The 13,982-nt window shown below is 56.0% G+C and carries 14 protein-coding genes; 9 read left to right on the forward strand and 5 right to left on the reverse strand.

From position 1 onward, the window contains the following. Window positions 1–168 precede the first annotated feature (168 nt). A complete protein-coding gene (gene nadA / locus CHB79_RS02035; RefSeq protein ID WP_089358725.1) occupies window positions 169–1,227 on the forward strand; it encodes a quinolinate synthase NadA in 1,059 nt (352 codons plus the stop codon). 153 nt (window positions 1,228–1,380) lie between these two features. On the opposite strand, the gene CHB79_RS02040 is transcribed toward nadA, so the two are convergent. Further along, window positions 1,381–2,814 (reverse strand): M48 family metalloprotease, encoded by a 1,434-nt coding sequence (locus CHB79_RS02040; RefSeq protein WP_089358726.1) that lies wholly within the window; start codon window positions 2,812–2,814, stop codon window positions 1,381–1,383. Window positions 2,815–3,096: 282 nt separating this feature from the next. Between CHB79_RS02040 and CHB79_RS02045 the strand changes: the two genes are divergently transcribed. Next, window positions 3,097–3,348 carry a sulfurtransferase TusA family protein gene (locus tag CHB79_RS02045; RefSeq protein ID WP_089358727.1) on the forward strand — a complete coding sequence of 84 codons (252 nt, stop codon included), beginning with the start codon at window positions 3,097–3,099 and terminating at the stop codon, window positions 3,346–3,348. A 56-nt stretch (window positions 3,349–3,404) separates the two neighbouring features. After that, window positions 3,405–4,484 (forward strand): AI-2E family transporter, encoded by a 1,080-nt coding sequence (locus CHB79_RS02050; RefSeq protein WP_089358728.1) that lies wholly within the window; start codon window positions 3,405–3,407, stop codon window positions 4,482–4,484. A 93-nt stretch (window positions 4,485–4,577) separates the two neighbouring features. Here CHB79_RS02050 and CHB79_RS02055 read toward each other — a convergent pair whose 3' ends face one another. Together CHB79_RS02055 and CHB79_RS02060 are read right to left on the reverse strand one after the other, a co-directional pair. Further along, a complete protein-coding gene (locus CHB79_RS02055; protein WP_010484921.1) occupies window positions 4,578–5,051 on the reverse strand; it encodes a peroxiredoxin in 474 nt (157 codons plus the stop codon). Between the two features lie 46 nt (window positions 5,052–5,097). Continuing rightward, on the reverse strand, window positions 5,098–5,655 hold the full coding sequence (locus CHB79_RS02060; protein ID WP_010484923.1) for a glycine cleavage system transcriptional repressor: 558 nt from the start codon (window positions 5,653–5,655) through the stop codon (window positions 5,098–5,100). Between the two features lie 517 nt (window positions 5,656–6,172). On the opposite strand from CHB79_RS02060, the gene dapA reads away from it, so the two are divergent. From dapA to CHB79_RS02080, 4 genes are all read left to right on the forward strand, one after another. Next, the gene (gene dapA / locus CHB79_RS02065) at window positions 6,173–7,051 is read left to right on the forward strand and encodes a 4-hydroxy-tetrahydrodipicolinate synthase (protein WP_010484925.1); all 879 of its coding nucleotides are present in this window, start codon (window positions 6,173–6,175) and stop codon (window positions 7,049–7,051) included. 17 nt (window positions 7,052–7,068) lie between these two features. Continuing rightward, window positions 7,069–8,187 (forward strand): outer membrane protein assembly factor BamC, encoded by a 1,119-nt coding sequence (gene bamC, locus CHB79_RS02070; RefSeq protein WP_010484927.1) that lies wholly within the window; start codon window positions 7,069–7,071, stop codon window positions 8,185–8,187. A 132-nt stretch (window positions 8,188–8,319) separates the two neighbouring features. Beyond that, window positions 8,320–9,189, forward strand: coding sequence for a phosphoribosylaminoimidazolesuccinocarboxamide synthase (locus CHB79_RS02075; protein WP_010484930.1), 870 nt, complete (start codon window positions 8,320–8,322; stop codon window positions 9,187–9,189). Between the two features lie 480 nt (window positions 9,190–9,669). After that, the gene (locus CHB79_RS02080) at window positions 9,670–9,927 is read left to right on the forward strand and encodes a DUF2790 domain-containing protein (RefSeq protein ID WP_010484932.1); all 258 of its coding nucleotides are present in this window, start codon (window positions 9,670–9,672) and stop codon (window positions 9,925–9,927) included. Window positions 9,928–10,018: 91 nt separating this feature from the next. On the opposite strand, the gene CHB79_RS02085 is transcribed toward CHB79_RS02080, so the two are convergent. Then, the gene (locus tag CHB79_RS02085; RefSeq protein ID WP_176443115.1) at window positions 10,019–10,591 is read right to left on the reverse strand and encodes a nucleotidyltransferase family protein; all 573 of its coding nucleotides are present in this window, start codon (window positions 10,589–10,591) and stop codon (window positions 10,019–10,021) included. Window positions 10,592–10,828: 237 nt separating this feature from the next. On the opposite strand from CHB79_RS02085, the gene CHB79_RS02090 reads away from it, so the two are divergent. Both CHB79_RS02090 and CHB79_RS02095 read left to right on the forward strand, forming a co-directional pair. Beyond that, window positions 10,829–11,086 (forward strand): DUF2790 domain-containing protein, encoded by a 258-nt coding sequence (locus CHB79_RS02090; protein ID WP_089358729.1) that lies wholly within the window; start codon window positions 10,829–10,831, stop codon window positions 11,084–11,086. A 272-nt stretch (window positions 11,087–11,358) separates the two neighbouring features. Beyond that, window positions 11,359–13,008, forward strand: coding sequence for an arylsulfatase (locus CHB79_RS02095; protein ID WP_010484936.1), 1,650 nt, complete (start codon window positions 11,359–11,361; stop codon window positions 13,006–13,008). Window positions 13,009–13,208: 200 nt separating this feature from the next. Here the strand turns inward: CHB79_RS02095 and CHB79_RS02100 are convergent, their stop codons facing one another. Further along, window positions 13,209–13,676, reverse strand: coding sequence for a cupin domain-containing protein (locus CHB79_RS02100; RefSeq protein ID WP_089358730.1), 468 nt, complete (start codon window positions 13,674–13,676; stop codon window positions 13,209–13,211). Between the last annotated feature and the right edge of the window lie 306 nt (window positions 13,677–13,982).

Consider the following 13,982-nt stretch of genomic DNA (forward strand, 5'->3'; position numbering starts at 1 on the left):
GATATTATGCCCGCCGCTTTAATGCGCCGAGGCCTGAAGATAACAGGCCCGTGTCGTATCCATGCCAGCCAAACCGTGTTGTACACCCCGTCTGCCAGGCCCTTGTATAGCCAACAGCAGGGGTATACTTGAATCCCGTGCTGATAGACCGCTACAGGGCCTGATGACATGACGCAGATTTCCGAACGCCTTCTGGTTCAGGCGCACTTAGACGCCAAGCAACCGGCGCCGCTGACCGCCGAGCAAGAGGCGTTTTATCGCGCTGAAATTGCCGCGGAGCTAAAAAAGCAGAATGCCGTGCTGGTCGCGCATTATTACTGTGACCCGGTGCTGCAAGCGCTAGCTGAAGAAACGGGCGGCTGTGTTTCCGATTCGCTTGAAATGGCGCGCTTTGGCAACCAGCATCCTGCCCAGACCGTGTTGGTGGCGGGCGTTAAGTTCATGGGCGAGACTGCGAAGATTCTCAACCCTGAAAAGCGTGTGCTGATGCCAACGCTGGAAGCCACTTGCTCCCTTGACCTGGGTTGTCCGATCAATGAGTTCGCCGCTTTTTGCGATCAGCACCCCGAGCGTACCGTTGTGGTTTACGCCAATACCTCTGCAGCGGTCAAAGCCCGTGCCGACTGGGTCGTGACATCCAGCTGCGCGGTCGAGATCGTCGAGCACCTGATGGACAACGGTGAAAAGATCATCTGGGCTCCGGACCAGCATCTGGGGCGTTATATCCAGAACAAGACCGGCGCGGACATGCTGTTGTGGGACGGCGCCTGTATCGTCCACGAAGAGTTCAAGGCCAAGCAGCTCGAGGACATGAAGGGGCTGTACCCGGACGCTGCCGTTTTGGTTCACCCGGAATCACCGACTGCGGTGATTGAGCTGGCGGATGCCGTAGGCTCGACCAGCCAGTTGATTGCAGCAGCGCAAAGCCTGCCGAACAAGAGGTTCATCGTCGCAACCGACCGCGGTATCTTCTACAAGATGCAGCAGCTGTGTCCCGATAAAGAATTCGTCGAGGCGCCAACCGCCGGTAGCGGCGCGGCATGCAGGAGCTGCGCGCATTGCCCGTGGATGGCAATGAACACCCTCGAGCGTACGCTCAATTGCCTGCGTGAAGGCAGCAATGAAATCTTCGTCGATTCAGCGCTGATTCCCAAGGCCATCAAACCGCTGACACGCATGCTTGATTTCACCAAGGCAGCGCGCATGAGGTTGTCCGGTAACGCCTAAAGGCGTGTGGGGCTTCATGCACAGCTTGGGGTTAACAAGCCGCGCTTATCCTTGAGTGTCTTGCCGATGGGGCGGCGGACACGCCTGGCGTTGTCCGCCTACCTACTGTCAACGAGCTGCACTGGCTGTTGAGTGCGTGGCCCTTGAGGCCGGTTAATTGAGCATTTCGTCGATCATGCGCTTCTCTTCGGCCAGCTCACGTTGGCGGGCGTCGATCCGTGAGGCCAGCTGGAAGTTGTTTGCTGCGCGGCGTTTGGCGTAGTCGAGCTGCTCGATTGCCTGCTTGTAGTCGCCAACCAGGGCGAAGTATTCGGCGCGCGCCTGGTGCAGGCCGATTCTGTTGCCGCTGAGGCCGCGTACTTCTGCAACTTGATACCAGACGTCAGGATCCTTGGGTCGCGACTTGAGCAGGGCGTCTAGCTTGCTCTCGGCGTCTTGGGTGCGGCCTTGGCGGATCATCAGATCGACCCGTGCCTGGTTCAGTGGGTAATTGTCTGGATAATCCCTGAGCATGCGCTCCAGGCGGCTCTGGGCGTCACTCAAGCGGCTGGCTGCGGTATCCAGGTCAACCTGGGCGAGGTTGTAGGGAATCGATTTGGGCGACTTGCTCAGCAGCTGGGCCAGAATCTCGCCGGCCTCTTTCTGTCGTCCGCCCTTGATCAGCGCGATGGCCAGGCCGTAGCGTGCAGCGTCGTTTTTCGGGTTTTCGTTCAACTCGGCGCGAAAGCGTTTTGCCGCCAGGCCGGGCGTGCCTTCATAAAACAGTTGCACCCGAGCGCGCATCAGCTGGTATTCCAGGCTGTCTTTCTTGCCGCCGCTTGGTAACTGCTCTGCGCGGTTGCGGGTGTCGGCGATACGCGATTCGGACACCGGGTGGGTGAGCAAAAATTCAGGCGGCATGCGGTCATAGCGGTACTGACGCATCAAGTGCTCAAACATGGTCGGCATGGCCTTTGGGTCGTAACCGGCCTTCTCGAGGTTGATAATACCGATACGGTCGGCCTCTGCTTCGTTCTGCCGGGAAAAGCGCCGTTGTTCCTGGATGGCTGCTGCCTGGGTCGAGGCAATCGCCGCAATACCAGCGTCACCTGCACCTGCTGCTGCAGCGACAATTCCTGCCAGCATCGCCGCCATTACCGGCAGTTGCATGCGTTGCTGGGCTTCCAGGCCGCGGGCAAAGTGACGTTGCGACAAGTGAGCCAGTTCGTGAGCCAGTACCGAGGCATATTCTGCTTCAGTCTCGGCATACAGGAACAAGCCGCCGTTGACCCCGATAATCCCGCCGGGGGCGGCGAATGCGTTGATCTGCGGGCTGTTGAGCAACACAAACTCAAGGCGTCGATCATTCAATTGGCTGCTTTCGCTGAGCCGGTAGACGCTGGTCTCGACGAAGTCCTTGAGCTGGGGGTCGGATAATTGGCTTACCTGACCCCGTAGCAGGCTCAGCCACGCCCGACCTAGCTGATGCTCCTGCTGGGGTGAGACAATGGCCGAGCTGGCGTCTCCCAGTGACGGCAAGTCGTTGGCAGCCTGGGCGGAGGCGGACAGGCAGGCGAGCGTCAAAAGGGCAGGGCGCAGGAAATTCATTCAGGGTGCTCTTGGTTTTCTGGTGCCCATACTGTAGCTGTGATCAGGTTGCTATGACCAGTGGCGAGGGAAACCTGCGCAGGTCACTGTGTCGATATCGCTGCTGGCGCAACGTCATGAGCCTGTAGCACCGCCTTGAGCATGGCAAGCGTGGGTCACATCGCGTATGTTGCGTCTCCTGCCGCTGTGCCCGCATCTCAAGGTCAACCGCTCGGTTGTTGACCATGAAACAAGCGGTAAAGATATGGAGCATGTTTTCGGCAGGATTTTGGAGATAGTTTGATGAGTGATGTACAAAATTCGCCGCCAGCCTACGATGCGCAGGTGGATGCCAGCGGCTTGAATTGCCCGATGCCGCTGCTCAAGGCCAAGCTTGAGCTGAACAAGCTGGTAAGTGGCAATGTGCTTAAAGTGATAGCAACGGATGCTGGCTCACAGCGCGACTTTCGCGCATTCGCTACGCTGGCCGGGCACAGTTTGTTGCATGAAACCGTGGCGGACGGTGTGTACTGCTATTGGCTACGCAAAGCCTGAGACGGCATTGCGGTGGTTGAAGATGCTGCTGATTATCGGTTGATCAAGGATTATTAATGCTTAAGGTTTTACGTGATTGGCTGCACCGCTATTTCTCCGATGAGCAGGCGGTGGTGCTGGCTGTTTTGCTGGTTGTCGGCTTTGCCTTGATCCTGACATTGGGCGGCATGCTCGCGCCTGTATTGACGGGGCTGGTCCTGGCTTTTCTTATGCAGGGCATGGTCGGTGCGCTCGAACGCCTGCGTGTGCCACATATCATCGCGGTATGGCTGGTCTTTGCATTGTTTGTCAGCAGTTTGGGCTTGATTATCCTGGTGCTGATGCCGCTGCTCTGGCATCAGCTCAGCACCTTGTTCAACGAATTGCCGCGCATGCTGGGCGAGTGGCAGACCTTGTTCATGATGCTGCCCGAGCGCTATCCCGGGCTGGTCACCGAGCAGCAGATCGTGCAGTCGATAGAGTCATTGCGCGGTGGCGCGGGCAAGTTCGGCCAGTGGGCCTTGTCGTTCTCGCTGTCGAGCCTGCCTGTGTTGGTTGGCGTGATGATCTACCTGGTGTTGGTGCCGATTCTGGTGTTTTTCTTTCTCAAGGACCGTGAAGTGATCGGCAAGTGGTTCAGTGGCTATCTGCCACAGGAGCGTACGCTTATCAGCCAGGTCGCGACCGAAATGAACAAGCAGATTGCCAATTACATCCGTGGCAAGGTGATTGAGATCATCATTTGCGGGGTTGTCACTTATATTGCCTTCGCCGCACTGGGCCTCAACTATCCGGCACTGCTGGCATTGGCCGTGGGCCTGTCGGTCGTGGTGCCATACATAGGCGCGGTCGTCGTGACGGTGCCGGTGGCGCTCATCGCCTTGTTCCAGTGGGGCTTTGGTGATCAGTTTTTGTACCTGATGCTGGTCTACTCGATCATTCAGGCACTCGATGGCAATGTGCTGGTGCCTCTGCTGTTCTCCGAGGCGGTCAACCTGCACCCGGTGGCGATTATCTGTGCAGTCTTGCTGTTCGGCGGTTTGTGGGGCTTCTGGGGTGTGTTCTTCGCGATCCCCTTGGCAACCTTGTTCAAGGCACTGCTGGATGCCTGGCCGCGAGTAGAGAGCAACGAGCCACCGCCACAGCCTTGCGCTTAATAGCGTTGGTTTGATCGGCCAAGCGCCGCGCAGAAAAAAGGCCACTACATCAGTGGCCTTTTTAGTTTCGAGCGCCAGCTATTGGCTGGCAGGTCAGGCTTTATTCAGCGCTTGTGCCGCCGCCAGCACCGCATCGACGTGGCCCGGGACTTTAACCCCGCGCCACTCCTGGCGCAGTACGCCATCCTTGTCGATCAGGAAGGTGCTGCGGTCTACGCCCATGTATTCCTTGCCGTAGAGTTTCTTCAGCTTGATCACATCGAACAGCTTGCACAGGCTTTCATCCTTGTCTGAAATCAGCTCAAAGGGGAAGCCTTGCTTGGCCTTGAAGTTTTCATGCGATTTCACGCCATCGCGGGAAACCCCAAAGATCACCGTGTTGGCGGCTTGGAACTCGGAAAACTGATCCCGAAAACCCTGGCCTTCGGTGGTGCAGCCGGGCGTGCTGTCCTTTGGATAAAAGTAGATCACCACTTGCTTGCCCTTGAGCGCGGACAGCTGAACCTGTTGTTCGCTGGTGGCCTGGGCCTGGAAGTCGGTTACCGGGGCATCAATCTTCACTGTCATACAAATCTCCTGGGAAAAACTCTGCAAAGGGCTGCGACAGCAGGTTTCAAGGGTTTTGTGGGCGCCAGGGCTCAATCAACGCATCTAGGTTGAGGGCATCGGCAAAGTCGAGGAACTGGTCGCGCAGCCAACTGATTTGCGTGCCGGCGGGCAAGGTGACCGTTAATGTGGCATTGAGCATGGTGCCGCCTGTCTGCGGTGCCTGGTAGGTGTCACAGGTCAGGTTCTCCAACTCGACATTGTGGTCGATAAAGAACTGGCACAGCTCGTTGAGAATGTCCGGACGGTACACCGAGCTGACATAGGCCACGTAAGGCAAGGCCTGGGGCCGGTTCTCGGTGGCCGCACTGCGAATCACATTGGCGGTAAAGCTGTGCTTTTTGGACAGCGCCGGCAAACTTGCCTCAAGGCGGGCGAGGGCATCCCAGCTCCCGGTGATTTGCAATACCAGCGCGCTGAACTCGCCATGTCGGCTCAAGCGTGTGCTGATCACGGCACAGCGGTTCTCGTGGCTGGTGCGGCACAGGACGTTGGTCAGCTCCATGGCGTTAGGGCCGAGCGCGCTAATAACGAGGAATTGTTCGCGTACTGAGGGGGGGGACATGCAGCCTTCCTAAACAATGAGTGAGCAATTTTTCTTACACAGCGTTGCTCAAAGACGGAAGGGTAGCGAAAAGCGCTGCCGAGGGGAATCACTCCTCCAATAACCGCTTCCCAACCTGGCGCCCTGAGCGAATCCATATCCAGTCGGTCATATTGTGAAAAGCACCCATGGCCGCTGTTCCACTTGCCTGGTAAAGCCCAGAAAAATGCAGCACCAGACAGGACCTGATAATCAATCAGACCGCGCAAGCGACTTTTTTGCAGTCGCCATGCGGGTTTTTTTAAGCTTTTTGCCAAGTATGCCGGTCTTTTGTTGAGAGTCTCAGGTTGTAAAAGTCTTGATGATCAAGCCTGATTTCGCCGGATTTCCGCCGTTTCAAGCCCGCACCGCCTGGGCCGGTGGTTGAGTAAGGTTGTGCCGAGTTGCATCTACTGGCCGGTAACCCAAGTACTTCGCTTGTGCAAGGCTCATAGCGCCAGTACCATTACGGCTCTCTTTTTTTGGCAGGAGCGGTTGCATGATTGCGGGCAGTATGGTGGCACTGGTCACTCCTATGGATGCACAAGGTGGTCTCGACTGGGATAGCCTGAGCAAACTGGTGGATTTCCATCTGCAAGAAGGCACCAATGCCATCGTCGCGGTCGGCACCACTGGTGAGTCGGCGACCCTGGAAGTGTCTGAGCACATTGAGGCGATCCGTCGCGTTGTTGATCAGGTAGCAGGGCGCATCCCGGTGATCGCCGGTACCGGCGGCAACTCCACGCGTGAGTCGGTAGAGCTGACACGCGCGGCCAAGGATGTCGGCGCAGACGCTTGCCTGCTGGTAACGCCTTATTACAACAAGCCAACCCAGGAAGGCTTGTACCTGCATTTCCGCCACATTGCCGAAGCCGTTGCGATCCCGCAGATCCTTTACAACGTGCCGGGTCGCACCGTTTGCGACATGCTGCCCGAGACCGTTGAGCGCTTGTCGAAGATCGACAACATCATTGGCATCAAGGAAGCCACGGGCGACCTGCAACGCGCCAAAGAAGTGATTGATCGCGTCAGCAAGGACTTCCTGGTCTACTCCGGCGACGATGCCACTGCGGTTGAGCTGATGCTGCTGGGCGGCAAGGGCAATATCTCGGTCACCGCCAACGTCGCTCCGCGTGCCATGAGCGACCTGTGTGCCGCAGCCATGCGTGGCGAAGCGGCTATCGCGCGTGCCATCAACGATCGTTTGATGCCGCTGCACAAGAATCTGTTCATTGAATCCAACCCGATTCCAGTCAAATGGGCACTGCACGAGATGGGCATGATGCCAGACGGTATCCGTCTGCCTCTGACCTGGCTCAGCCCGCGCTGTCATGAACCGCTGCGTCAGGCTCTGCGCCAGTGCGGCGTATTGGTTTAATTGAGGAATTACTACGCATGAAGCGACTGGCCGGACTTACAACACTTGCCTTGATTATCTCCAGTACCAGCGGTTGCGGCTGGCTCTGGGGCGAAGATGGCTATTTCCGTGATCGCGGCAGCGATTACCTTACTGCCCGCCAGACTGCGCCAATGCAGCTTCCGGCCGACGTGCACAGCAAGCCGCTTGACCCGTTGCTGCCTATTCCACAGCAAGTGGCTACGGAGAACGTCGAAGGTGAGTATGACGTGCCGCGTCCTCAAGCGCTGCAGGTTCAGGCAGACGCCAGTGAGTACAGCTTGCAGAAGAGCGGTGCTTCGCGCTGGATTGTCGCGCAGCGCGTGCCAGCTGAAGTCTGGCCAGTGGCGCGCCAGTTCTATGAATCCAATGGTTTCCGTATTGCCAGTGAGCGTCCGCAAACCGGCGAGTTCACCACTGACTGGCAGCGTTTTGAAGACCTGTCGCCAGCCATGGCGCGTCGCCTGAGCACCCGCGTTTCCGGTTCCACGCCTGATGCCGAAACCCGTGTCCGCGTGCGCATCGAGCCCGGTGTGCAGCGCAACACCAGTGAAATCTTCGTCGTCAGTGCCGAGCGTCCTGCCGGTAGCACTGCGGATGTGGCCTTCACCGAGAAAAGCATCAATGAAAGCCTGGATGCTGCGCTGCTCGATGAAATGCTCGTAAGCATGGCTCGCAGCACGGAGCAGGGTGGTTCGGTTTCGTTGCTGGCTGCGCGTGATTACGACGCACCTAGCCGCGTGAGCATGTCGCAAGACGGTAATGGCAATCCGATCCTCAATCTCAGCTCGGACTTCGACCGTGCATGGTCAGGCGTGGGCCGCTCGCTGGATTCGGCTGACGTTCGGATCGACGACCTTAACCGCAGCCTGGGCGTCTACTACATCAACCTCGCCGAAGGCGCCAAGTCCAAGGAAGAGAAGCCAGGCTTCTTCAGCAGCTTGTTTGGCAGCGAACCTGACCAGGAAGAAATCGACGCACGGGCCGAGCGCTATCAGGTACGGCTGACAACAGTAGGCGACAGCGTTCAAGTGTCGGTCGAGAAAGACGCGAACACAGTTGCACCTGAAGACGTTTCGCGCAAAATCCTTGGGTTGATCCAGGATAACCTGGGTTAAACCGAGCGTCATGCGGCCTTGTCGGCAGCATGATTTAGACACTGAAACAGGGCTGCAGCCGCAGCCCGCATGAAACCGATAGGCGAAACCCATGTTTCGCCTGTTTCGTTTGTTCAAGACGGAAACTCCGACATGACCACGCCTGCGACCCTCAGCCTGAAAAAAATCTACTCAGGCAAAGTCCGCGACCTCTATGAAATTGATGACAAGCGCATGTTGATGGTCGCAACCGACCGTCTCTCTGCGTTCGACGTCATTCTCGATGAGCCGATCCCGGAGAAAGGCAAGATCCTTACCTCGATTTCAAATTTCTGGTTCGACAAGCTCGCGGCCGTGGTGCCCAACCACTTCACCGGCGACAAGGTTGAAGATGTGGTCAGTGCGGCTGAATTGCCTCTGGTTGAAGGGCGTGCGGTGGTTGCCAAGCGTCTCAAGCCTGTAGCGGTTGAAGCAATTGTACGTGGCTACATCGTGGGTTCCGGGTGGAAGGAATACCAGAAAAGCGGCACCGTCTGCGGTATTCAATTGCCGGCTGGCCTGAAAGAGGCTTCTAAATTACCTGCTCCCATTTTCACCCCTTCGACCAAGGCTGCAGTGGGTGACCACGACGAGAACATCTCGTTTGAGCAGTGCCAGGCGATTATCGGTGACGAGCTGGCGCTCAAGGTTCGTGATACCGCAATTGCCCTGTATAGCGCTGCTGTCGAATATGCAGCCACACGGGGCATCATCATCGCCGATACCAAGTTTGAATTTGGCCTGGATGAAGACGGCACCCTGACCCTGATGGACGAGGTGCTGACGCCTGACTCCAGTCGTTTCTGGCCAGCAGAGAGCTATGTCGAAGGCAGCAATCCACCCAGCTTCGACAAGCAGTTCGTGCGCGATTGGCTGGAGTCCACCGGCTGGAATAAACAAGCGCCAGCCCCAGCGGTTCCAGCGGATGTCGCGCAGAAAACCGCCGACAAGTACCGTGAAGCGCTGACCAAGCTAACGGCTTGATGGGTTAATAGGTCAAGAGGGCGCTGCGGCGCCCTTTTTTGTGGGCGCGATTTGGCGTAATGCAACGCAGCCTGATTGCCCAGAACCATTCGCGCTAGAGCCATCGCCCTGCGCTGATGGGCCTGCAGTCCAGGCAGATGCCTCTCGTGGGTTCGGGCGATTTGTAATATCTGAAGCCGCCGCGACTCTATTTATCAGTACAGAGAAACTCGGTGCAGCTGCATTGCCAGCGTTTGCACGGCTTATGACTCGCAGGAATATTTATATTCAGTCTCTATAGATGGTTTTGGAACGATTACCTGAAACTATTTGTCGCGCTAATATTTAGTACCACTCAAGTCGATTTCTCTGGCGAACCAGCGGGTGTTTAACTAGCCCCGTACCCAGCAACTACCAGCCACAACCCACAGGCCTGAATGCCTGGACCGGCCCGGTAGACGCTTGAACATGACCCATTTAATTTACTCAGGAGTGACCCAGATGAAAGCTTCCATTGCCCTCGCAGCAGCCTTACTCAGCCTGGCCCCGGCAGCATTTGCCAGCACCAGCAATGCCGCAAAGGTTGATCCCGTCCAATATCAGTACGGTACCGAACTGGACGTGGCCAAAGTGATCTCGTTGACCGACGTCAGCCAACAACGCGGCGTAGTCCCTGTGACCATGGTGTACAAGGACAGCGAAGGCAATGTGCACAAACTGCAGTTCCTCCAGCTTGGCGGCGCGAATTCATCGGGTTAAGCCATGCGTAACCACAACCGGAAGCCGAACCTCAGTACGTTTGCTTCCGGTTTTTTTATGCCCGTTGTTTAAGCCGGGCTTTCGCCTGTGGTTAACCGGCGGCGGACGGCTCTGATGCGAGCTCAAGCAAAGGCCATGTTGCGAGCCAGTTCTTGGCTTTCAGGCGCTCTTGATAGATGGCATTTTTTTCTCCAGCAAAGCGCCATGTGTGCCTGAGCACCAAGCCAAATAGATCATCGAGCCCAAAGGGCGCTGCAATCTCGCAGGATCTGTCCTTGCCCAGCCTTACCGCTACTGCCGTTGCTGTTTCAGGCCAGAAACGCATGGCGTGGGTTGCACAAAGGTAAGGTTCATCGCCGTTGCGAATATGCATTCGTGCTTGGTTTTTCACCGACCAGGTAACCGGTGCATCAAGCTTGCGCAACCTGGCCTCAAGGGCCTGGTCCTCCTCGGGCGTGCAGCGCTGTGGATCAAACCAAATGACATCGATATCGGTTGCGACTGCACCAGGCGCACGGCCGTGCAAGTGATCCCAAACAGCGTTTCGAACAAAGCCCGCCGCTATCCAGCAATCGGGCAACGCCAGGGAGTGCACCATTTCCAGCAGGCGCCAGCGCAAGGCATCGGATGCAAGCATTGCCTGGAGTCTTGATGCATTGTCCATTGGTTGCGCCTTGATCGTGAAGGGGCCGATTGCGGCGCCAACCTGAGTTCTGGCTGCGAAAGCGGGCGGCTGGATTATTGCGCTACCGGTCATCGCCCTTGGACGCTTCATCTGTAATTTCAAATAGCCACTCAACTCTATAAGCCCGTAACGAGTGATTAAACCAAGCCGATGCCCAGGTAACCCAACCAGAACCGGCTTGGCAGCATCCAATGAACGGACTCAGGAGTAAACCAGATGAAAGCGACTACCGCCCTTGCAGCAATACTATTGAGCTTGGCCCCAGTAGCCTTTGCCAACGCCAGCAGCATTGATGACCTCAAGCCTGTTCAGTATGAATACGGCAACAAACTGGATGTGGCCAAAGTCATATCCTTGACCGATGTCAGCGAGCTACGCGGTGTGGTCCCGGTCATCATGGTCTATCAAGACAGCCAGGGCAAAGTGCACAAACTGCAATTTCTCCAGCTGGGCGGAGCAGATTCTTCGGGTTAAGCCATTCATGGCTACAGCAAAAAAGCAGAGCGCCGGGCGTTCTGCTTTTTTTTGGTCCCATAGCTGGCAGTACGTTCTGTCGGCCAGCAAAGGCTGATTCTAGACTGCCCGGAAAATTCTACTATCGTTTAAACCATATTGTTTTTGCTTACACTCGAAAGAGCGATTGCGTAACATTGCCAAGTGGGCAAAGGATAAAAAAAATCGTTTTAATCAATGATGTTTGAATGCCCCAGCCCGGGAATTGACAATTATTTCAATGGAGATGAATGATGAAGTTAATGCTTTCTGGATTCACAGCAGCGATGCTGCTGACAGGGTTACCTGTCTATGCGGAAGAGTCCAAACCCAATATCATTTTGATTGTCTCGGATGACACTGGCTATGGTGACTTGGGTGCCTATGGCGGGGGAGAGGGCCGTGGGATGCCCACTCCAAACCTGGACAGGCTCGCTGATGAAGGCATGACAATGTTTTCATTCTATGCCCAGCCAAGCTGTACTCCCGGTCGTGCTGCAATGCAGACCGGCAGGATTCCCAACCGTAGCGGCATGACCACTGTCGCGTTCCAGGGCCAGGGTGGCGGTCTCCCTGCCGCAGAATGGACGCTGGGTTCAGTACTCAAGAAAGCAGGCTATTCAACCTACTTCACCGGCAAATGGCACTTGGGTGAAGATGACTCCGCATTGCCAAATGCCCAAGGCTACGACGAGATGAAATACGTCGGCCTTTACCACCTCAATGCCTACACCTATGCCGATCCGACATGGTTTCCGGACATGAGCGATGATCTGCGGGCCATGTTCAAAAAAGTCACCAAGGGTGCGCTTTCAGGCAAGGCTGGAGAGAAGCCAACTGAAGATTTTGCCGTCAACGGTCAATACGTCGATAAACCAGACGAAAAAACCGATGAATACCCCAACGGGGTCGTAGGTATTCCGTTCTACGACAACTATGTTGAAAAAGCCTCGATAGACTTTATCGAGAAAGGCGCCAAGTCAGGTGAGCCGTTCTTCGTCAACGTCAACTTCATGAAAGTTCACCAGCCGAGCATGCCGGCTCCCGAGTTCAAGGGCAAATCGCTGTCAAAATCCAAATTTGCCGACTCTATAGTTGAGCTTGATACCCATATTGGCCGCATCATGGACAAGGTCCGTGAGCTTGGGCTCGAGAAAAACACCCTGGTCTTCTACACCACTGACAATGGTGCCTGGCAGGATGTATACCCAGATGCAGGCTACACGCCATTCAGGGGTACTAAAGGGACAGTGCGTGAGGGCGGCAACCGTGTGCCGGCCATTGCCTGGATGCCGGGCAAAATCAAAGCGAACTCCAAGAACCACGACATTCTGGGCGGGCTCGACCTGATGGCAACCTTCGCCAAGGTCGCAGGGGTTGAACTGCCCAAGGATGACCGTGAAGGCAAGCCAATCATTTTCGACAGCTACGATATGTCGCCTGTGCTATTCGGCACGGGTAAGTCAGATCGTAAGAGCTGGTTCTACTTCACTGAAAACGAGCTGACTCCGGGTGCGGTTCGCGTAGGTAACTACAAGGCGGTCTTCAACCTGCGTGGTGACAACGGTCAAGCCACTGGTGGCTTGGCGGTCGATACCAACCTGGGCTGGAAGGGGCCTGAAAAATACGTTGCTACCGTGCCCCAGGTATTCGACCTGTGGCAGGACCCTCAAGAACGCTACGATATTTTCATGAACAACTACACAGAGCGCACCTGGACGCTGGTGACAATCAACGAAGCGATCAAAGAGAAAATGAAGACCTACATCAAATACCCACCGCGCAAAATGCAAGGCGAGGGGTACTCAGGTCCAATCACGCTCACTCAATACCAACGCTTCCAATACGTGCGTGAAGCCCTCGGCAAAGAAGGTTTCAGCATCCCAATGCCAACGGGCAACTAATCGTCCCAACCAACATTGCTACAAAAAATGGCCCTTCACTTGAAGGGCCATTTTTTTTTGCTGGCTACTGTGTTGATAGCTCGACCAGAGTCAGGACTGGTTTTGGCGCTCAGCCCAGCAATAACCGGGCTAGCAGAAGCGTGCCAATACGGTATAGGGCTAACCACGTTGTTTGCGCCCGCCTCAAACAGTAGGCCGTCTTACATCTTGTCGTGGGACCCCGGGAAGGAATCTTCATTCACAAGGTCGACCACAAACATGACGGCAGGTGCGCCACTTGTATTTACCACCCAATGGGCGTCGCCATGGCCAGACTGATAGACATCGCCCTCTTTCATCTCATAGCTGACGGTGCAGTTCTGTTCATAGACCGTCACCGAGCCGTGCTTCATCACCGCTGTCTCGGGGCGCTTGTCGTGGGAATGAAGTGGAGCCACGGCATCCTTACCGAAAACGATTGTCCGCGCTCGGAAACGCCAGCCCTCTGCCTTGATCGCTTCGCTACCAAGATCGGTTTGGCTGTAGATTTGTACATCGAGCGAACCGCTGCTTTCAGTGATTGGCTTGAACGGAGTTGGCCCTTCCTTGCCTTTGGGGCAACCGGAGCCGAACACGATTGCGGGCGAAAGAGCGAGCACACAGGTCGCAACTATAGAAGCAGCTTTCATTGGGTACATTCCTTGTAAAGTCAAAACATCATCCGTGGATCAATCGCCTAGGCTATAGCAGGCACGGGCATATTGCCTTTAATCTGCCTTTGATTCAATGCGACCGGTATTTCCCTTGCAGGGTGGGTAAGGGGGATGGCTATGCCATTGTCACGGGATAAATCCGATATACGTTGCCGAGCTATTTGAAGTAGGCAAGGGCGTGGTGGCCGGGGCAGGGCAAAAGAGACACCTTGCGAAACCGTGGTCTGAGCCCTGTTTACCAGCGTTGTCGGTTGCTGACCTATTGAGGTCAAAGCCAGTCAT

The sequence above is a fragment of the Pseudomonas segetis genome, assembly GCF_900188155.1.
Taxonomy (GTDB): domain Bacteria; phylum Pseudomonadota; class Gammaproteobacteria; order Pseudomonadales; family Pseudomonadaceae; genus Aquipseudomonas; species Aquipseudomonas segetis.